This window comes from Bacillus sp. MC1252 (genome assembly GCF_056838025.1).
The window spans coordinates 315,402-335,111 of sequence record NZ_CM166369.1; the positions used below are offsets into that span (position 1 = coordinate 315,402).

The following is a 19,710-nucleotide window of genomic DNA, read 5'->3' on the forward strand; positions in this document are numbered from 1 at the left end:
TGGAGGGAATGGAATGCAAATATTGACGAAGATATCAGGTAAAAGCAAGGATTATCTACCTTTGCTGGATATGATCAATCAAGGTGTTCAAGTAAAGTCTGATTCAGTTGAAAAGCATCTAGCGAATGAAAAGCTGGTGACGTTCCTGGAGCAAGATATTGAGCACACGGGCTTGGAAAAAATTCTCTTCCATTATAAACAAAATAAGGAAAAAAAGATACCGTTCCTGCCAGTTGATAAATTGATTTCAGAGGATGAGATCGATGATATTATGCAGGTGCTGAAAGAAGTATTGAATTCTGGCCGTTTTACTTCAGGGCCATATATTCCACGTTTTGAAAAAACGCTCGCTGAGTACTTAGGAAAAAAATATGTCATTGCCACGTCAAGTGGAACAGATGCCCTCATGATCAGCCTCATATCAGCAGGCGTCCATCCAGGAGACGAGGTCATTCTGCCAGCCAATAGCTTTGCTGCAACAGAAAATGCAGTACTTGCCGTTGGGGCTGTTCCGGTTTATACCGATATTGACCCAGACACCTACTGTCTGGCACCGAGTGAAATAGAGAAGCATATCACGGATAAGACGGTATGCATTCTTCCGGTTCATTTATATGGAAAGCAAGCGGATATGAAGGCCATTTCGGCAATTGCGAAGCAGCATGGTCTGAAAATCATTGAGGATGGCTGTCAGGCGATTGGCAGCAGCGGCCTTGGGGCATTTGGAGACGGACTTGTTCTCAGCTTTAACCCATACAAAAATCTCGGAGTCTGCGGAAAGGCAGGAGCCATCGCAACGAATGATAAAGCCTTAGCCGAAAAATGCATGGAGATCAGCTATCACGGCTTTGAACCTGGAAAGAAAAATGTCAAACGCAGTGACTACGGCTTTAATTCCAAGATCGATAACTTGCAGGCAGCGATCGGACTAGAAAGGATGAAGTATTTAGGTCTGCAAAACTTTAAACGTTTTTACTTAGCAAAGCGATACATTGATCAGCTGCAATCGCTTGAGGATAAAGGGTATATTAAGCTTTCGAAGTTGACGGATGATCATGTATGGCATCTATTCCCAATCAGGGTGCTGAAAGGAGACCGAGATGAGCTGGCGGCGCAATTGCTGGAGATGGGCATAGAGACAGATGTCTATTACCCAATTCTATCGCATCAGCATCAAACAAATCTTGTTTCTCAAAAGTATAAACAAACGACGCTTCCGCACACAGAAAAAGCAGCACAGCAATTGCTCCATTTGCCACTTTACCCAGGAATGCCGCTGCAAGATCAGGAGAAAGTCATCGAGGGGGTCCGTCATGTTCTCAAATCTTCCATTCAATAAAAAGCTGTTAAATCAGCCGCAGAACCCTCAGTGGATCGTCTTCTGTGACTTTGATGAAACCTATTATTCTCACGGGATGACGGAGAAGCAGAGGGAGGATGTAAAGCGGCTGGAAGCATTTGTGGCAGAAAAGAGTGAAGCAGGGCAGCTCATGCTGGGCTGGGTGACGGGAAGCAGCCTCGATTCTGTCACGAGCAAAATGGAAAAAGGCGGCTTCAGCCAATTTCCGCATTTCATTGCGTCGAACTTAGGAACTGAGATTGTGTATACGTCGGATGCTCAATTTGGACAGCCAGATGCGGAATGGATGAAACGGCTGGATGCACAGGGTTTTTCAGATGAAAAAATCGAAGACATCCTGCAAACCGTACGTGAAAAGGGGATTACCCTCAAGGCGCAAACGCAGCTGGGCAGCTCAGGATATAAGAAAAATTTCTATTATCAGGAGCAGGATGAACGGACAGACCTTCATCATCTCTCGTTCATACAAACGCTTGCCAAGGAGCGGGGTGTGGCAGTCAACATCAACAAATGCAACCCACTCGCAGGAGACCCTGCGGATTGCTATGATGTCGATTTTTTACCAGTCGGAACAGGGAAGGATGAAATTGTCCGCTTTATGCTGAGTCAATATGATCTATCAAAAGACCAAGGCTTTGCCTTTGGAGATAGTGGGAACGATTTGAAGATGCTTCAATCCGTCACGCACGGGTTTCTCGTCCAAAATGCGACGGCCGAGGCCAAACGGCACCATCACCAAATTTGTCATCATGGGTATGCAAAAGGAATCTACGAAACACTGAAAACAGTGATGTATAAACATGAGGAGGCACATTCATGAAGAAAATTGGAATTGTTGGAGCTGGGAATATTGCAAAAGCACATGCAAGAGCATTATCAACGATCAAAGGTGCAGAATTATCTGGAGTCTATGATTTGCACGAATCAGTAGCACAGGGATTCATTAAACAGTACGGAGGGCGGGTGTATTCAAGTATCGATACGCTAGCGGATGCATCTGATGGGTTGATCATTGCCTCCCCTAATTTTTGTCACAAGGACCATGCCCTTCAGGCGCTAAGAGCGGGACAGCCGATTTTATGCGAAAAACCGATGGCTGTGTCGTTGAAAGAAGCGAAGGAAATGGTGGAGACAGCCAAACAGTTCCAGGTTCAGGCCAGTATTGGTTTTAACTATCGGTACTTATCCTTTGTGAATATTTTGAAGAACTTAATTGCCAACGGTGAATTGGGCCGAATTTTAACAGTCAGGACACACTTTAAGAAAAATAGTGCCCTCAGGAGAAAAACATTTTCGTGGAGAGACAGCGGCGAGAGTCTGCGTACAAGCGGCGCTCTGGGGGATCTTGGGATTCATTTGATTGATATGCTGTGGTACTTATTTGGCAGTGAAATGAAAAAAGAATCTCTTAACACGAAGATGCTGACACATGTAAAGGAAAAAGAAGAGAAAAAGGTGCAGGTCGATGATCATACCGAAATTTTTGGGCAAATGGAGAATCAAGTGTTCTTTCATTTGGTGACGTCTAAAAGCTCGCAGCCAGAGGAATGTGGATTTAGTGTAGAAGTGATTGGTCATGACAAGGTATTCAAATACCATACGAACATGAAAAACGAATATGAAATTAGTGATGGTTTAAGTGTAGAACGTCATCAAATGCCGCAAACCCTGCTGACTGATCCGCTTAATGAATTTTACGGATGGTCCGATACATTCCGTGATCAGCTATTGCATTGGGTGAATACAGATCCATACCCATCTCATATGAAGGTGGCTGATTTTGAAGATGGATATCGCGCGCAGGCTGCGCTCAATACGTGCTTCGAGAGGGAAGAGGCTGTCGTTTCTGCCCGTGCATATTAAAGAGGTGGAGCGGAGGATTTATGACTCCGCTCCTTTTTAGAGGAAGTGAAAAGATGAAAAAAGTGTTTTATTTTGGCTGTGTCTTTTATTTTTTTATTGGGACCATTCATGTGTTTTTTGGCAGCTTAACTCCTTATTTGCTATCTAGTTATGATAAGGGTCCCGGGGAATTATCTTCTTTAATCTTTTTTCAGTTTATTGGTTTTTTGACAGGTGTTCTTTTATCCCCCATTCTTGTGAGAAAAAAAGGCTATGGCGCAGTTCTGACCATGGGTTTGCTGCTGATGATCGGCTCACTTCTCCTTGGGCTTTTGGTGCCGGGCTGGACAACGCTTGTGCTGGCAGGGTTTTTTCTTGGGAGCGGTGCGGGCAGTCTTGAGACAACAGCTGGGGCGTATGTGATTTCAATGGCAAACAGTGCTAAACGAATTAGCATCATGGAAGTCTTTTTTGGATTGGGTGCACTCCTATTCCCTCTTTTGATTCTGCTGACCGTCACAGAACAGACGTGGCATTATGTGTTTTTATTTCAGGTGGGTGCGCTGACATTTTTCCTCATGCTCTGGCTTGTCTTTATGAACAAATTGCCTCATGGGCAGATGGCAGCTCCTTCTCAAAAGATGAAGAAGCCGTCTTTGCTTGTTGATCGCAGCAATCGAATGATTGTCGTGCTCATGATATGCTTTGCTTTTTTCTATGCAGGGATTGAAACGAACTTTGCGAACTTTTTGCCGTCTATCATGCTGGAAAAAGGGGGGGACAATTGGGGTCTCTTTGCTGTCTCCACTTTTTGGACGGCGATTGTCATCGGCAGAACCGTGATTGCGAGAAAAGCAGATCAGCTGCATCCGCTGCGTTTTTTAAAGCTCAGTGCAGCTCTCATGATCCTGCTGCTCGTTGTATTTGCACTGACAACCCACATAGCCGCACAGCTGATTCTCATCTTTTTCATCGGCTTGTGCGCAGCTGGCATGTTTCCAATTGCGCTGACTGCCTCTGCATTAATGATTGAAAATGCCATCGACGAGGCAACGAGTTATTTTATTGCAGCCGCGAGTTTGGGCGGAGCCTGCTTGTCCTTTTTCATTGGATTTAGCCTTGAATGGGCAGGAGCGGCAAGTGCCATCTTTGTTTTCGCCTTCTTAGCCGTTCTTCTGTTTGCGGCTGCTATTCAAATGAATCGCTTCAGGAAAAGAGAAACGGCCCTTCCGCAGCAGTCGGCGCTGAAAGCAGATCGGTAGGTAAGCAGCGTACCCAATGGCTCCTCTTTTTTTGAGTCCGCCTGAAAAGATGACAAAGGACTTGTACTAAAACACAGAAAGTTTGAATAACATGTACAAGTCAGCATCAAAAGGAGGAAGTCTATGTGGCGGTGTTTTTTGGTTATATCTTTTTAGGGTTGTCACTTTCAGCGCCTGTTGGGCCAGTCAATGCAGCCCAAATCGATAGAGGGATTAAAAGTGGATTTTGGCACGCGTGGATTTTTGGTGTTGGGGCTATGGCTGCGGATATCGTCTATATGCTCCTCATATATTTTGGTGTCGCCCAGCTTTTGACCGCACCTCTTGTGAAAACCTTTTTGTGGCTGTTTGGTTTTTTCGTTCTGACCTATACCGGCATTGAAAGTCTGCGTAAAATCAATTTGCAAGAGAGTCCAAAGAAGGACGGAGGAAACACAACGATTGGCCATTCCTTCATGACGGGATTTTTCATTTCTCTTTCCAATCCGCTCAGTATTTTATTTTGGCTTGGAATCTACGGCAGTATTTTGGCCAATACGATCGAAAAGTATGGGGCTTCCCAAATGCTGATGTACAGCATGGCTATTTTTATCGGCATGCTCATATGGGATTTCAGTATGGCGTTACTTGCAAGTACGTTTAGGCGCTACTTGAATGAGCGCATTTTACATGGCTTATCTGTTCTTGCAGGTGTATCCTTACTTGGCTTCGGTGCCTATTTTGGGTATCAAGGCATCATGGCATTGATTGGGTAGAAATGTTGTAAAACAGACTGACGCAATCAGTCTGTTTCAGCGTGTAGACAAACCCTCGCATTCGTTGTCAGGTCTGCGCGCCGGTGCTCACGAATGTCAAATTCGCTCCGCGCCGGTGCTCGTCCTTCCTAGACTTCAAAGGTTTTCTATCACGCTGAAAAGAAGACAAAGGGCTAAAATAAAGGTCATTTTAGCCCTTTGTCGACAATCTGAAACAGACTGACGCAATCAGTCTGTTTTTTTGTAAGGATTGACAGACATAGAACATACTTGATTAATGGTGGAATATAAAATTGATTCAAGGAGCTTCTGCCATGCGCATTTTTCTGCCAGTATTCAACTATGCATGTATGCTAATGTTGTCTGTCATTTCAGCGACATTCGTGTATACCATCTTATTCACTCCGCCTGAAGTGGGCTTCAGTTATATGGAGATAACCAGTCTTTTGATTTTGATTGCTATGTGATTTTTGCTGCACCGATACAAATTGTTTTACACCGAAACCCTAAAAAGTTTCGAGGCCGTGATTTGCTGATTTATTTGATTGCGGCGTGGGTTGTTTGTTCGGCGTTGGCTTTGTGGATTGATGATGGACTTGTCGTGTTCATTAGCTACAAAGTCTATCTGTTTAGCTTTTGCGCCGCTCTCATTTATTGGTTGTTGGATTCCGTCTTTTTGATGAAGAACCGATCATAGGGTTTTACGAGGTCATCTGTATATTACTAAAGCGAGAGTGCGCTCTCTATGAAAAGGAGTAGCATGATGGTTACATACACTTGATCATACATAATTGGACTCAATTGAACCAATAGATCCACCTTATGGGTGCGCAGGGAAAGTCGTTGAAGGACAGTCACCACAGCCTTTTTTCCTCATAGGCTATGGAGAAGACGCTAAAACGAGGTGGAAGGAAATGGCCCAGCTGTATGCAAAAAGTTGCCTTGATCAAAATCTACGATCGCTAGAAGGATGGAAGCAGGATGCTTTCACGCAATTTGGAGAGATGGTAGGAGATGAGGCAGATACATTCCCTTGTGTACCAGGAAGACAAGGATTTTTCCTCGATCATTTACGTTATGGTTTTGTTGGTGACCCGAGGGGAGAAGAAGCTGTCAATGAGCTTGCAGAGCTGTTAAGGGCTTATCAAAGCTGTTCAAGACAAACCGGTCAATATGCTTCATTCATCTGCTTTTTTGAAACGCCTCAGGATTTGCAAGAACGTTCGATTGAAGAGTTTGAGGATCAGTTTTGGTCGCTCGTTCAACGATTACATCAAAAAGATGAAATGAAATGGCCTGATGACATTCCGGCAGATCCTGAGCATCATGAATGGGAGTTTTGTTTTCACGGGGAGCCTTATTTTATTTTATGCGCCACACCTGCTCACAAGCTCAGAAAAAGCCGTCACTTCCCTTATGTCATGATGGCGTTTCAGCCAAGGTGGGTGTTTGAGAAGATGAATGGTTCGACCACATTTGGACAAAAAATGAGCAAACTCGTTCGTAAGCGGCTCAAGGCATATGATCAAGTAGATGTACACCCTGCGTTAAAATGGTATGGGGATCAGAAGAATTTAGAGTGGAAGCAATATTTCCTCTCAGATGATGAGGCGGAGAAACCAGCCTCCGCCAAATGTCCATTTACTGCATTAAAAAACATGATGAAATTATGATGCGGTCTGATCCTGTTTCCACTTTTTCTTCATAAATAGCACCATGATGGCAATTACTGCAATGATCCCAATACTGATAAAAAAGCCTGGTCGTCCGCTGGCCTCTGTCAATGTCCCTGAAACGGCGGCTCCAATTAAGAGCAGCGCAAGAATCATTTCACACGTTTGGCGAGTGGATGGCTTTGATAGCTTTTTACTTGAGAACAGGATGAACACCCATGTGTACAGAAGGGTAAGACCGGCTGCTGTTGTGAGGTGCTCATAGATGTGTTTGGACAAAAAGAGCGCAAGCAAAATCGAGACAATTAAGCCAGCGGCAGTTAAGATAATCGAAGGCCATCCGACATGAGTTGGGTCTTTTTGTTTAAAACAAGCAGGTGCATCTTGATGCTCCGACATTGAGCCAAGCAGTGTCGTGACCGCATAAAGAGAGGCAACCAATGTCGAAAAGCCGGCAATAATGAAGATGCCATTAAAGATATGAAGAAAGATCGATAAATGAAACGGCTCCAATGATGTAATAAATGGACTGCTGTTCTTGTCAAAGGCGGTTACTGGGACAAGCAAGAGAGCAAGTCCAATTGAGACGATATAGATGACCGCTAGAATGATCAGCATGACGCGTCCAGACTTTGCCGCATCCTTCGGGTCCTTTAAATGAACCGCCATCAGCCCCATGACTTCAATTCCCCCAAATGCATAAAACGCGTAAATCAATCCATTCCAAAGACCAAGCGGACCGAGGGGCATCCATTCGTGATCTTTGTTTGGCAGATGCAGGGTCGGTTTATGATCTGTCAGAATGCCGAATAACACAAGCACAGCAAGGATCATAAATAGAAAAATCGCCGCTGTCTTCAGTACTGCAAGGACATTTTCTGTCTTTTGAAAAGAAGAAAGCCCTATGATAATCACGAGCAGGGCAAGAGCGGAATAAATCGCAGAAAACACCCAGAGCGGAACAGATGGAAACCAGTGGCGGGTAAAAAGAGAAATCGCTGTTAACTGACTTCCCGTAATCAACATTTCTGCAAACCAATACACCCAGCCATTGCTAAACCCTGCCCAGCGTCCATATGCTTTACGAGCATAGGAACAAAATGACCCTTTATCAGGGTTATCGGCTGTCATCGCAGCCAAATGCTTAAAGACGAGATAGGTTCCGACGGCAGCAAGCAAAAAAGAAATGCAGACGGAAAAACCGGACTTTGTAATGGCAATGCTGGAACCAAGGAAGAAACCAGTGCCAATTGTACAGCCGACTCCGATGAGAGAAAGCTGCCACCAAGATAAAGTTTGTTCTTCTTTCAAAGCATGTGCAACACCTTTCGATTTCAATGACATTAGCTTGTGACCGCCGTCTTTTTTTATACATGATCAAGGGGACGTTTTGGGCATACTGACATGGAAAGGAGTGCATGTGATGAACGGAGAATATGTCATTTTACCAAAGGATGGACACGGCTTTCGCTTAGGAAAAGGCCAATGTATGCGGGTCGTTGATATTGAAGGTCAGCAAGTAGCAGATGTCATGGCCTATCATGAAAAGGATTTTTATGAAAAATTTGACCAAGGCGCGACAATGGACAGCCTATTTTCGTCAAAAGTGAAAAAAGGGGATAAGCTCTATTCTAATTTATATAAACCGATGTTTACGGTCATTGAAGACACAGTCGAATGCCATGATTTATACATGCCCGCCTGCCGGCAAGAAATGTATCAGCTTTTATACGGACGGACGCATTTAGAGGTCATGCATACATGCTACGATAATTTGCGGACTGCCTTTGAACCATTTGGGATTCCTAAGGAGGATATGTACTATCCTTTTAATGCCTTTATGAATACAGTCATTGATGAAAAAGGAAAACTGTCTGTGGAGCTCCCAAAATCTCTTCCCGGTGATTACATTCGTCTGCGAGCCGAAATGGATCTCATTGTGGCCGTATCCGCATGTCCTTCTGATATTGGGAAGTGTAATGGCGCAGCCTGTACATCTATACGGGTAGAAATTGATTGAAAAAGAAAAGGGCCAGTCCTTATAGACATGGTCTTTTTCTTTTGTGAATGTTTGATCATTAATGAAATAGGGGAACGTCTAACAAAATGTTCTTCTTGAAAACATGCTATAATGAAGATTCTAAAATCGTTGTCAAACCAATTAAATTGAGAGTAAAACCTGTTCTCTTCATGTAGAGGATGCTTAGGAGGAAAAGTGTATGAGTTTGCAGAAAAAGATCAGCCAAGAGTTGCATGTGCAGCCCTCAATTGACCCAAAGCAGGAGATCGAAAAACGGGTTGGATTTCTAAAGGATTACTTGAAAAAAACCGGTGCAAAAGGCTTCGTCCTCGGCATTAGCGGCGGACAGGATTCGACGCTTGCTGGCCGTCTCGCTCAGCTGGCTGCATCTGAGCTGCGTCAAGAAGGAAAAGAAGATGCTGTCTTTATTGCGGTTCGTCTCCCGCATGGCGTGCAGCAGGATGAAGACGATGCTCAGCTCGCTCTATCATTTATACAGCCAGACAAGTCATGGAAATACGATATTGCGCCTGCGGTGGCTGCATTCAGTGATCAGTATCAAAAGGAAACAAACAAGCCGCTGTCTGACTTTAATAAAGGGAATGTGAAAGCACGTATGAGAATGATCGCACAGTATGCCATCGGTGGAGAGGAAGGGTTACTTGTCCTCGGTACAGATCATGCGGCTGAAGCAGTGACCGGTTTCTTCACGAAGTATGGTGATGGAGGTGCAGATGTTCTGCCGCTCACGGGTCTAACGAAACGCCAAGGACGGACTCTGCTAGAAGCTCTTCAAGCACCGGAACGCCTGTACTTAAAGAAACCAACAGCCGACCTGCTGGATGACAAGCCTCAGCAAACGGATGAAACAGAACTCGGTATTACGTACAATGAAATTGATGATTACTTAGAAGGAAAACCAGTTTCCGATCAAGCTGCTGAAGCGATTGAAAAGCGCTATGTTCAATCAGAACATAAACGCCAAGTACCAGCTTCAATGTTTGATGACTGGTGGAAATAAGAAAATGCCGGAACCCTCTCCAGTGAAGGAGAGGGTTTTTAATTTCAGGTGAATTTGACAGAATAAAAAGAACATGTTGCATTTAAATTAGTAGAACGATATACTTACGTCTGTTTTACTAAATGAAGGGTGAATTTTTTGATAAGATAGTGAAATGATTAGTTCGATTCACTTAATTCATCAACAAATGACTGTATTTTCAGAAAAAATATTGACGGCAAAAACGAATGCGCTTACAATGAAATCACATTCCAAAAAGTGAAATTAAATTCCACTAGACGGAATAAGAGGAGCTTCATCTCCAAAAATAAGCTAAAGGAATGAATGACACAATGAAAAATCGCAGTGCACTGGAAATATACAACGAAGGGGGTGCTTGGTGGGAGACAGAGATTAGTGATATTCAGAAAAACTCCATTGAGCTACGAGGGTATCCAATTGAAGAGCTCATTGGCGAATTGTCATATCCACAGATGCTTTATTTATTGCTTGTCGGAGAATTGCTGGATGATTCTAAAGCTGCCCTTTTTGAGAGTGTTCTTGTCGCAGGTGCAGACCATGGGCCAAGGGCACCGTCTATTGCAGCAGCAAGAATGGCCGTTACGTGTGGCATTTCATTTAATTCCTCTGTAGCGACAGGGATGAATCTATTAGGTGATATTCACGGTGGTGCCGGCGAAAAGGCGATGTGTATGCTGTACGAGGCAAAATCAATTTACGATGAAAACAAAGATATAAAATATGCTGCAAAGCAAGTGTGTCAGGCTTGGTTAGCCCGTAAAGCCAAGATACCAGGTATCGGCCATCAGCTGCATGATGACGATCCGCGGGTGAGACGTTTATATGAATTGAGTCAGACCTATGTCGAGCACGGTCATATTAGCGGTATTTACTTGAGGTTAGCGGAGGCAATCAGGCACGAACTTGAAAACCGAAAAGGGAAAAAAATAACGATGAACATAGATGGCGTATCAGCTGCGATTCAATGTGAATTAAACATCCCGGCTGAAGCAGCAAAAGGCATCTTTTCCTTATCAAGAGGAATGGGCATTGTGGCGCATGCGTACGAGGAGCTGACAAGGGGAGCCCTCGTGAAAGGACCTTGTCCAAATGAAGAAAGACTGGTTCGTTACGTTGGGCATGGAACGCGGCATTTGAAGGAGGGTGAGACAATTTGAGTGAATTGAAAGCGTTGTCATATGTAGGTGGAGATTGGCTTGAAGCAAATCGTGAAAAAGAGGACATCATCAATCCGTACTCTGGAGAGACAATTGGCACATCTTATTTAGCGTCAACAGGAGATATAGAACACGCACTTACTGTTGCACAGCAAATCAAAAAACAACTAGTGGGTATGTCAGCGTTAGATCGTTCGATTCTTTTGAAAAAAGCAGCTACATTGCTAGAAGATCAAAAAGAATATTTTGCGAAACTCATTTCTTTAGAATTAGGAAAGCCGCTTAAAAACACACGAGATGAAGTCTCACGATCTATTGAAACGTTAGTGCAATCAGCCGAAGAAGCCAATCGATTAATAGGGGAGACCATTCCTGGTCATGTATCATCTCGCGGACAGGGAGCAATGGCGATGACATTTAAAGTGCCAGTTGGTGTGGTGTTAGCCATTACTCCTTTTAATGCACCACTCAATCTCATTTGTCACAAAATTGGTCCTGCTTTTGCAGCAGGGAATGCCATTATATTAAAACCGGCTCCGCAAACATCAGCGGTTGCCACAGCATTTGTCAAACTGCTGCTTGAAGCGGAATTCCCTGAAAAAAGCGTGCAGCTCATTATCGGTGGAGTAGATGCCGGAAGACAATTAGTGACGGATGAAAGAACAAATCTTGTTTCTTTTACCGGAGGCGCAGTTGGCGGAGAACATATTTCTAATTCCGCTGGATTGAAAAAGGTACTACTAGAGCTTGGTGGAAATGGAGCTACTATTGTCCATCATGATGCGGATATTGAAAAAGCTGCATCCCTTTGCGCAAAAACGGGTTTCAGTAATTCTGGTCAAAGTTGTATTTCCGTTCAACGAATTTATGTCCACAAGGAAATCCTGGCAACATTTACTGAGACACTAAAAGAAAAAGTGGATCAGCTCATCGTTGGAGATCCGCTGTCCAGTGAAAGCGATATCGGCTGTATGGTTGATGAACAGGCAGCAAAACGTGTAGAAGTTTGGATACAAGAAGCAGAGAAAATGGGCGCTAGCATCATTTCTGGAGGACAAAGAAATGGAGCAAGCGTTAGACCAACTATTTTGCTCAGCCCGCCAAAACAGGCCAAAGTCGTGTGCGAGGAAGTATTTGGTCCGGTTGTCAGCATCCTTCCTTATGAAGATTTAAATGAAGCGATCAAAGAAGCAAATGATAGCCGCTACGGTTTGCAAGCCGGAATCTTTACGAGCCAGCTGGCTGTAGCGTTACACGCAGCGAAAGAGCTTGAAACTGGGGGCGTGATCATCAATGGGACATCGAATTTCAGATTGGATCACTGGCCATATGGCGGTATTAAGCGAAGTGGTATTGGAAGAGAAGGTCCACGTTTCGCCATTGAAGAGATGACGGAAACCAAAATGGTCGTCCTTCCAGAAGGGATATAAGGGGGAAGCAGGTATGGATGGAAATGCATTTCAGCACAAGCTGAAAGTCGTGCAGGCAGGTGGTCGGCCCATGGTTTGTACTCCATTAATAGGGCAAACAAAGGAAGAACTGCTTCATGAACTAGAGGTGTTAGCCGAGAAGAAACCCGATGTGATTGAGTGGCGAGCTGACTTTTTTACGAACCTCCATGATAAGGAACAAGTAATAGAGACCCTTCATTGGATGAAAGACAAGGCGCAGGGAATTCCAATTTTGTTCACCATTCGTTCTGAAAAGGAAGGCGGCGAACCAATATCGCTTTCAACGGAAGAAAAGGTAACGCTGCTTGAAACGCTATGTGCCACTCAACTTGTGGAGGCCATTGATTATGAATTGATGCATGATGAGAAATTTATGCAGAAAGTCAGTCAAGCGGCCAAAAAGAATGGGGTGACCTTGATTGTCTCTTATCATGATTTTGACAGTACGCCTGAAGTCGCTCGTCTCGTGCAAATATTCGGTAATGCGGAATCGGTTGGCGCTGACATTGCAAAGGTAGCTGTGATGCCGCATTCATATGAGGATGCATTAAAGCTGCTCTATGCAACCAGTCATGCCAAAAATCAATTGAAGGTGCCTCTCATCTCAATGGCAATGGGAGAGTATGGAGCTTTTACAAGAATGATTGGCGGACTTTTTGGGTCAGTCATGACCTTTGCCGTGGGGAAAGAAAGCTCAGCCCCTGGTCAAGTCGCAATACAAGATTTGAATACCGTTTTATCTGTTGTGTTTTCAAAGAATGAGTGAGTAGTAGAGTCATAGCTGCACCAAGAGAGGAGAGAAATATGAAAAAGAATATATCATCACAGGTCATTCAGTATTTAGAAAACCGGGGAGTGGAGCATATTTTTGGCCTCTGCGGTCATACGAATATTGCTTTTCTATCAGCGCTTGAAAAAAGCAGTATCAAATTTGTGAATGTGAGACATGAACAGATTGCTGCACACGCGGCAGATGGATATGCAAGAGCGAAGAAACAGACATCTGTTGTTCTCAGTCATTTAGGACCGGGACTTACGAATGCGGCAACAGGAGTGGCGAATGCAGCACTTGATTCCATTCCAATGGTTGTTATTGCAGGAGATGTCCCAAGTCATTACTACGGAAAGCACCCACATCAAGAAATTAATCTTCATTCCGATGCTTCTCAATATGAAATTTATCGACCGTTTGTGAAAAGAGCATGGCGTGTCGACATTCCAGAATTATTCCCAGAGATTTTGTCAAAAGCATTTCAGTTAGCCGAAAGCGGCCGTCCTGGACCAGTACTCATTTCAGTTCCAATGGATGTGTTTTCAAAAGACTTAGATGTTTCCCTATTTAAACAAATGGAACAACATACACACACAATAGAAAAACCATCCATTGATGATCATACGGCAAATCGTATCATGGAACGATTACTGCAGGCTGAAAAACCACTTTTATATGTAGGAGGAGGCATTTTACTAGCCGATGCTGCGGAGGAATTAAAGGCATTCTCTGAGCATCTCAGTATCCCTGTTGCCCATTCATTAATGGGGAAAGGAGCGATGCCGGATAATCACTCAATGACCCTTGGAATGACCGGGTTTTGGGGCACAAAGTTCATCAACGATCAGTGTAAAGAGGCGGACTACATTTTCGCCTTGGGAACACGTTTTGCTGAAGCGGATGCAAGTTCTTGGGAATCGGAATATACATTTAACTTCTCAACAACCAAGCTGATCCATATTGACATTGACCCGAATGAAATTGGACGGAACTATCCAGTAGAAATTGGAGCTGTAGCTGATCTCAAGCAGGCGTTAACCGTGCTGAACCGTGTGGCGAGAGAAAGACTGCCAGAAGGTCTGGATCGACCTGAATTGAAAAAAGACATTGCTGCATATCGTGAGGAATTTCGGAAGAGCAATCTGACGAATATTCAAGATGAATCCTTCCCGATGAAGCCGCAGCGTATTTTGCAGGAAGTACGTGAAGTATTGCCTGCAGATGCTTTTATTACAACCGATGTTGGCTGGAATAAAAATGGAGTAGGACAGCAATTCTCTGTGTATACGCCAGGTACGATTTTAACACCAGGTGGGTTTGCGACGATGGGATTCGGAGCACCCGCAGCACTTGGAGCAAAGGTTGCTCAGCCTGATCGTGTCGTTGTGTCACTTGTTGGAGATGGCGGGTTTGGCCAAAACCCATCTGTTCTGGCAACAGCCGTGGAAGAAAACATTCCTGTTGTGTGGATTGTGATGAACAACAGTGCGTTTGGGACGATTGCCGGCTTACAAATGGCACATTATGAGACGACTTATGGCACGGTCTTTAGAAAAGATGGTGAGAGCTATTCTCCTGACTTTGCCGCCATTGCTAGAGGTTATGGAATGAAAGGAATAAAAATTACTTGCGCTGCTGAATTCAAAGAGGCATTAGCTGAAGCAATTTCATCCCAAGAACCGTGTGTGATTGATGTGGCAATGAAAAATGATCCTGTGCCTACTGATGGGCATTGGAATATCAATGATATTTATTCACCAAATACAAAACGCTCACACGTCAGTGTGAATTAAAAAATGGGGAGGAATTATCAATGAAAATTAAAGTATTGAACCCGTTTAAAGATGGGCATCCATTATGGTTAGGTTTAGATCATCCTGAAGAGCAAATGATTCGGAAAGTATTTCAAACCATTACACCAGATACGGTTGGATCGGAGCATATGATGGCAGGTCTCACCATTTTTGAGCCGGGGGAAGCAAGCTCTGTTCACAATCACCCAGGTTCAGAGGAATTTGATTATGTGATTAAGGGGTCTGGCGAGGTCATTTGTGATGGAGAAAAACAGTCCTTTAAACAAAATGACTTTATGTTTATTCCAGATGGTGTCTCGCATCAGCATGTGAATACAGGGGATGAACCTTTATGGCTCATTTGGCTGTATACACCACAAGGACAGCTGCCAAAGGATTAAGAAATCAGCCCAAGAAGCTCATCCTTCTAGCCTTCAAGGGTTTTTAGGTCACACTGAAAGAAGACAAAGGGCTAAAACAGGCAATATTTTAGCCCTTTATCACATGAATGAAAGGGAGTCACGCAATGAATAAGAATACACCACTTGAAGGATTGAAAATATTGGACGTTTCGACGATGATTGCTGCACCCTATGGCGCAGTTCTTCTAGGGGATTTTGGTGCAGAAGTCATCAAAGTTGAAATCCCTGGAAAAGGAGATACGCTTCGGCATGTTGGTCCTTTTGCGGACGGTGAACCGCTAAGATGGTCAGGACTATCAAGAAACAAAAAATCCCTCACACTTGATCTTCACAAAGAAGAAGCGAAAGATATTTTTAAAAAGCTTGCAGCGCAGGTCGATTTGATTATCGAAAATTTTCGTCCAGGAACACTTGAAAAATGGGACGTTGGGTACGATGTATTAAAGGAAATCAACCCTCGTTTAATTATGATTCGTGTATCAGGCTATGGACAGACAGGCCCATTTAAGGACAAGGCGGGGTTTGGAACCCCTGCGACGGCGTTTAGCGGCTTTACGTATCTTCAAGGGTTTCCAGATCGCCATCCAGTCAGTCCGTCCTTTTCACTGACAGATTACATTGCGGGTATCTATGTGGCGTTTGCCGCTGTGACAGCCATGTATTATCGGGATACACATCCAGAAGGTACCGGGCAAATGGTGGATCTAGCACTCTATGAGTCTGTTTTCCGTATGCTGGAGTTTTTGGTTGCAGAATATGACAAGCTTGGCAAGGTACGCGAACGTTCACCAGGGCTAAGCGGTCATTCGAGTCCTGCTGGCACTTACGAAACAAAGGATGGGCATTATCTCGTTCTAGTAACGAGTACAGATTCGACCTTTAATCGACTGGCAGAGGCGATGAATCGATTAGATTTACTAGAAAACGAAAAATTCTCCGTAAATGCAGCGAGGCTGAAGCATAACGATGAAATGGATGCTATCGTCTCTCAGTGGATTGCATCCAAATCAAGGGATGAGGTATTGGACACTTTAGATACTCATGGCGTACCTGCGAGTCCGATCCTCAGCATTCGGGATATCTTTGAACATCCGCAATTCAAAGAACGAGAAAATATCGTTGAAGTTCATCATCCTCGGCTTGGAAAAGTGAAAGTACCTGGCATCATTCCGAAGTTTGAAAAAACACCAGGGAGTATCCGCCATATTGCACCTGATTTGGGTGAACATAATTATGAGATTTTAACGAACATGCTCGGACTGACAGAAGAAGAGTGCAAACAGTTAGAAGAAAAAGGAGTTATTTAAGGACGCTCAACCGATCCGCACAGTGCGGAAACAAAGGAGGATGGTTATGAAAGTGCATTCAGAACTGAAGGGGAACGAACTGCAGCCCGCTTATATGAAACCAACGAAAGCCCGTTTTGGTATATTGATTCTGTTGTTTTTTATTACGGCCATTAATTATATTGATAGAGCCAGTGTGTCCATTGTTGCACCAGCTATTCAATCTTCCCTGCAATTAAATCCTGCATTATTAGGCCTGATTTTTTCGGCGTTTAGCTGGACGTATACAGCCATGCAAATACCAGGCGGCTTTATTCTTGATAAATTCGGATCAAAGGTTACGTATGGGATTTCGCTCATTACTTGGTCTATTTTCACTGGCTTACAGGCGTTTGCAAACAGCTTTGCTTTTTTATTCGGCTGCCGTTTGTTTATTGGAATTACAGAATCTCCAGCATTCCCTGCCAACAACCGCATTGTGACAACGTGGTTCCCTAGAAGAGAGCGGGCTTTTGCTACAGGCGTTTACACTGCTGGAGAATATGTTGGCCTAGCTTTTGCAACTCCTCTTCTTTTTTGGATCATGACCACTTTCGATTGGAGAACTGTATTTATCACTGCAGGTGCGCTCGGTATTATATTTGCTTTTTTTTGGTATAAGTATTATCACGAACCGAAAGAACATCCGAAAGTCAATGAAGATGAGCTAGAGTTGATTCGTCAAGGGGAAGGGCTGACAGTGGCCTCACAGGAGAAACTGAAATGGGCAGACTTTGCCGCCCTTTTAAAATATCGCAAATTGATTGGGCTCTATATTGGTCAATTTTCTGTGGCGTCCACACTCTTTTTCTTTTTAACATGGTTTCCTACTTATTTAGCTGAGGCGAAAAATATGGCGTTTCTAAAGGTAGGTTTTGCAGCTTCTCTTCCATACATTGCGGCATTCTTTGGAGTGCTGTTTGGCGGTTATGTATCCGATTGGCTGCTCAAAAAGGGTGTATCTGTCAATGTGGCAAGGAAGCTGCCTGTCGTTGTTGGTTTGCTCCTGACAAGTACCATCGTGTTGGCGAATTTCACGACAAGTATTCCGCTTGTACTGACCATTTTGTCCATTGCTTCCTTCGCACAAGGGCTGTCAAATATCTCATGGACCATGCTGTCTGAGGTAGCGCCGAAAGAGATGGTAGGCCTTGCTGGAGGCGTGTTCAACTTTTTTGCTAATTTATCTGGGATCATCACACCGCTGATCATCGGTTTGATCGTATCCGTGACAGGCTCGTATAACGGAGGTATTTTATTTGTCAGCCTTGTCGCATTAGGCGGGGCGTTATCCTACATATTTATCGTAGGTAAAATTGAACGCATCCAATTAAAACCATAGAATGAAAGAGAGCTCATCTCAGTGATGAGCTCTTTTTGTTATGAATAAAAGATGACGGTGATAACCGTTGCGAATATGATTCCCATACTGATGTAAAAGCCAGCAAACCATATATTCCAGCGGGTGATACGATAAGGGTTGACCTTCATCAAATCTGCCAATAGCGAGACGGAAACATTAAATGGACTAAACATGACCGTCGACGTTCCAGCCGTAATGAGTACAATCGCGATAGGCAGGGCAGGGAGCTCATGAATGAAAGGTGTTAACATGCTTACTAACAGAGCAAGCGACACAAGTGGATGGAAGCCGCAAAGTGCAGTGATCAGAAAATATAAGCCAATGACACAATAAACCCAGATCGAATGGTCTGATATACTGACAATAAATGCTTGGATAGGCTTTAGACTGTTAGTAACGAGGAGCATATCGACAAAGAAACCGGCACTTAAAAATAGACACATATAATTGGAGAGATGACTGGTGCGCTCCTTCCAATGAGGAACAGAGACGGCGACATATTGTTTCCGTTTTTTGATGACAGATGAGAATAATAGAGCAAATGGAATAATCGCTAACACAACGGCGAATAAATAACCTTTCTCAACCCATCCATCAACTAGCGAGACGACTGTGATAAAACTCAGCAGCATCAAAGCGAGCTGAAGGGTTTTTCGCTTAATTCTCTTTGGGTTGGTACGTGTATCCTCTAATTCGATGATATCTGGTAATTGCTTGCTCTGGCGAGAAAACAGGAGCCAATCCGTCATCAATACAATCAGCATTAAACAAAAGGTAACAGGTGCAATTTGATAATATTTCAGCTTGGTTGCATCAATGGTCACACTCACCAGCACTTCAACAGGGCTCCAGCTTAGGCAAAGCGCATAGGACCTTAAGAGATTGCGCGTATAGAGCTGCTGTCTGACATGTTCTGTAAGGGAGTCCAGTGAAGGTTTTAAAGAGGTATATAGTAAGGGAATGGTGGCGATATTTAAAAACATTCCGAGGACATGCGTCACAAATGAGCTCTTTTGATAGAGCTGTTTTGTGCTGGTTGTATGTAAGGTGAGCAGCTTATTTAATTGTGTATCAAAGTGTCCAACATGTATGAGAGAATGAATAAAAGGCAGCATGAAAAACAGAGCTAGTAAGCCTAGCATGGAATGAAAATGGAGAAAAAACGTATGCAAAGGCTGGTCAGATAAGAAAAACAACACCAAACCAATGAAGAGAAACATAGAACCAGTTTTCAAATAAAGCCCATTGGCCTTCTTGAGAGAAATGGTGAGCGAAGCGACAGCCAGTAAACCGACAAAATAGGAGAGAATGGGAGCAGGAAATAGTTGATTGACGATGTAAAAACTAATCAGAAGTGTATAAATCATCACGTACATCAGAACATCTCCTCCGACAAACAGCATTGATTGTTTTCGTTCCATCTAGTGGAATTTGTTTTCTTATAATGGAATATTTAAAATGGATTATAGCAAA

The 19,710-nt window shown here is 43.7% G+C and carries 18 protein-coding genes; 16 read left to right on the forward strand and 2 right to left on the reverse strand.

Features of this window, described 5'->3' with window-relative positions:
* Positions 1 to 13: 13 nt before the first annotated feature.
* The 7 genes from ACYH0L_RS01730 to ACYH0L_RS01760 all read left to right on the forward strand — a co-directional run bounded on the left by ACYH0L_RS01730 (position 14) and on the right by ACYH0L_RS01760 (position 6,892).
* On the forward strand, positions 14 to 1,339 hold the full coding sequence (locus ACYH0L_RS01730) for a DegT/DnrJ/EryC1/StrS family aminotransferase (RefSeq protein WP_482354297.1): 1,326 nt from the start codon (positions 14 to 16) through the stop codon (positions 1,337 to 1,339).
* On the forward strand, positions 1,314 to 2,180 hold the full coding sequence (locus tag ACYH0L_RS01735) for an HAD-IIB family hydrolase (RefSeq protein ID WP_099726127.1): 867 nt from the start codon (positions 1,314 to 1,316) through the stop codon (positions 2,178 to 2,180). Before ACYH0L_RS01730 ends, ACYH0L_RS01735 begins: the two co-directional genes overlap by 26 nt.
* Positions 2,177 to 3,223, forward strand: coding sequence for a Gfo/Idh/MocA family protein (locus ACYH0L_RS01740; RefSeq protein ID WP_099726126.1), 1,047 nt, complete (start codon positions 2,177 to 2,179; stop codon positions 3,221 to 3,223). The genes ACYH0L_RS01735 and ACYH0L_RS01740 overlap by 4 nt, the downstream gene beginning before the upstream one ends.
* A gap of 53 nt (positions 3,224 to 3,276) precedes the next feature.
* Positions 3,277 to 4,464 (forward strand): MFS transporter, encoded by a 1,188-nt coding sequence (locus ACYH0L_RS01745; RefSeq protein ID WP_099726125.1) that lies wholly within the window; start codon positions 3,277 to 3,279, stop codon positions 4,462 to 4,464.
* A gap of 125 nt (positions 4,465 to 4,589) precedes the next feature.
* A complete protein-coding gene (locus ACYH0L_RS01750) occupies positions 4,590 to 5,219 on the forward strand; it encodes a LysE family translocator (RefSeq protein ID WP_099726124.1) in 630 nt (209 codons plus the stop codon).
* 463 nt (positions 5,220 to 5,682) lie between these two features.
* Positions 5,683 to 5,916 (forward strand): UPF0715 family protein, encoded by a 234-nt coding sequence (locus ACYH0L_RS01755; protein WP_249705166.1) that lies wholly within the window; start codon positions 5,683 to 5,685, stop codon positions 5,914 to 5,916.
* Positions 5,917 to 6,133: 217 nt separating this feature from the next.
* Positions 6,134 to 6,892, forward strand: coding sequence for a YqcI/YcgG family protein (locus ACYH0L_RS01760; RefSeq protein WP_099726123.1), 759 nt, complete (start codon positions 6,134 to 6,136; stop codon positions 6,890 to 6,892).
* On the opposite strand, the gene ACYH0L_RS01765 is transcribed toward ACYH0L_RS01760, so the two are convergent.
* Positions 6,887 to 8,236, reverse strand: coding sequence for an amino acid permease (locus tag ACYH0L_RS01765; protein ID WP_230031249.1), 1,350 nt, complete (start codon positions 8,234 to 8,236; stop codon positions 6,887 to 6,889). The genes ACYH0L_RS01760 and ACYH0L_RS01765 overlap by 6 nt on opposite strands.
* A gap of 79 nt (positions 8,237 to 8,315) precedes the next feature.
* Here ACYH0L_RS01765 and ACYH0L_RS01770 point away from each other — a divergent pair, with 79 nt between their 5' ends.
* The 9 genes from ACYH0L_RS01770 to ACYH0L_RS01810 all read left to right on the forward strand — a co-directional run bounded on the left by ACYH0L_RS01770 (position 8,316) and on the right by ACYH0L_RS01810 (position 18,216).
* Positions 8,316 to 8,912, forward strand: a complete 597-nt coding sequence (locus ACYH0L_RS01770; RefSeq protein ID WP_106031565.1) for a DUF1989 domain-containing protein — start codon at positions 8,316 to 8,318, stop codon at positions 8,910 to 8,912.
* A gap of 199 nt (positions 8,913 to 9,111) precedes the next feature.
* Positions 9,112 to 9,933: an ammonia-dependent NAD(+) synthetase gene (nadE, locus tag ACYH0L_RS01775; RefSeq protein WP_099726120.1), complete on the forward strand. Its 822-nt coding sequence runs from the start codon at positions 9,112 to 9,114 to the stop codon at positions 9,931 to 9,933.
* Positions 9,934 to 10,253: 320 nt separating this feature from the next.
* A complete protein-coding gene (locus ACYH0L_RS01780; RefSeq protein ID WP_099726119.1) occupies positions 10,254 to 11,111 on the forward strand; it encodes a citryl-CoA lyase in 858 nt (285 codons plus the stop codon).
* Positions 11,108 to 12,541, forward strand: coding sequence for an aldehyde dehydrogenase family protein (locus tag ACYH0L_RS01785; protein ID WP_230031251.1), 1,434 nt, complete (start codon positions 11,108 to 11,110; stop codon positions 12,539 to 12,541). Before ACYH0L_RS01780 ends, ACYH0L_RS01785 begins: the two co-directional genes overlap by 4 nt.
* Positions 12,542 to 12,554: 13 nt before the next feature.
* Positions 12,555 to 13,328, forward strand: a complete 774-nt coding sequence (aroD, locus tag ACYH0L_RS01790) for a type I 3-dehydroquinate dehydratase (protein WP_099726117.1) — start codon at positions 12,555 to 12,557, stop codon at positions 13,326 to 13,328.
* Positions 13,329 to 13,366: 38 nt separating this feature from the next.
* Positions 13,367 to 15,127 (forward strand): thiamine pyrophosphate-binding protein, encoded by a 1,761-nt coding sequence (locus ACYH0L_RS01795; RefSeq protein ID WP_482354298.1) that lies wholly within the window; start codon positions 13,367 to 13,369, stop codon positions 15,125 to 15,127.
* A 20-nt stretch (positions 15,128 to 15,147) separates the two neighbouring features.
* Positions 15,148 to 15,528, forward strand: a complete 381-nt coding sequence (locus ACYH0L_RS01800; RefSeq protein ID WP_099726115.1) for a cupin domain-containing protein — start codon at positions 15,148 to 15,150, stop codon at positions 15,526 to 15,528.
* A 125-nt stretch (positions 15,529 to 15,653) separates the two neighbouring features.
* Complete coding sequence (locus tag ACYH0L_RS01805) at positions 15,654 to 16,856, forward strand: CaiB/BaiF CoA transferase family protein (RefSeq protein WP_482354299.1); 1,203 nt, start codon at positions 15,654 to 15,656, stop codon at positions 16,854 to 16,856.
* A 46-nt stretch (positions 16,857 to 16,902) separates the two neighbouring features.
* Positions 16,903 to 18,216, forward strand: coding sequence for an MFS transporter (locus tag ACYH0L_RS01810; protein ID WP_099726113.1), 1,314 nt, complete (start codon positions 16,903 to 16,905; stop codon positions 18,214 to 18,216).
* 38 nt (positions 18,217 to 18,254) lie between these two features.
* Here ACYH0L_RS01810 and ACYH0L_RS01815 read toward each other — a convergent pair whose 3' ends face one another.
* Positions 18,255 to 19,613, reverse strand: coding sequence for a hypothetical protein (locus tag ACYH0L_RS01815; RefSeq protein ID WP_482354300.1), 1,359 nt, complete (start codon positions 19,611 to 19,613; stop codon positions 18,255 to 18,257).
* Positions 19,614 to 19,710 lie beyond the last annotated feature (97 nt).

Coding starts and splice junctions, on each gene's coding strand:
- ACYH0L_RS01730 (WP_482354297.1), top strand. CDS start 14: ATGCAAATATTGACGAAGATATCAGGTAAAAGCAAGGATTATCTACCT.
- ACYH0L_RS01735 (WP_099726127.1), top strand. CDS start 1,314: ATGTTCTCAAATCTTCCATTCAATAAAAAGCTGTTAAATCAGCCGCAG.
- ACYH0L_RS01740 (WP_099726126.1), top strand. CDS start 2,177: ATGAAGAAAATTGGAATTGTTGGAGCTGGGAATATTGCAAAAGCACAT.
- ACYH0L_RS01745 (WP_099726125.1), top strand. CDS start 3,277: ATGAAAAAAGTGTTTTATTTTGGCTGTGTCTTTTATTTTTTTATTGGG.
- ACYH0L_RS01760 (WP_099726123.1), top strand. CDS start 6,134: ATGGCCCAGCTGTATGCAAAAAGTTGCCTTGATCAAAATCTACGATCG.
- ACYH0L_RS01765 (WP_230031249.1), bottom strand. CDS start 8,236: ATGTCATTGAAATCGAAAGGTGTTGCACATGCTTTGAAAGAAGAACAA.
- ACYH0L_RS01770 (WP_106031565.1), top strand. CDS start 8,316: ATGAACGGAGAATATGTCATTTTACCAAAGGATGGACACGGCTTTCGC.
- nadE (WP_099726120.1), top strand. CDS start 9,112: ATGAGTTTGCAGAAAAAGATCAGCCAAGAGTTGCATGTGCAGCCCTCA.
- ACYH0L_RS01780 (WP_099726119.1), top strand. CDS start 10,254: ATGAATGACACAATGAAAAATCGCAGTGCACTGGAAATATACAACGAA.
- aroD (WP_099726117.1), top strand. CDS start 12,555: ATGGATGGAAATGCATTTCAGCACAAGCTGAAAGTCGTGCAGGCAGGT.
- ACYH0L_RS01795 (WP_482354298.1), top strand. CDS start 13,367: ATGAAAAAGAATATATCATCACAGGTCATTCAGTATTTAGAAAACCGG.
- ACYH0L_RS01800 (WP_099726115.1), top strand. CDS start 15,148: ATGAAAATTAAAGTATTGAACCCGTTTAAAGATGGGCATCCATTATGG.
- ACYH0L_RS01805 (WP_482354299.1), top strand. CDS start 15,654: ATGAATAAGAATACACCACTTGAAGGATTGAAAATATTGGACGTTTCG.
- ACYH0L_RS01810 (WP_099726113.1), top strand. CDS start 16,903: ATGAAAGTGCATTCAGAACTGAAGGGGAACGAACTGCAGCCCGCTTAT.
- ACYH0L_RS01815 (WP_482354300.1), bottom strand. CDS start 19,613: ATGTACGTGATGATTTATACACTTCTGATTAGTTTTTACATCGTCAAT.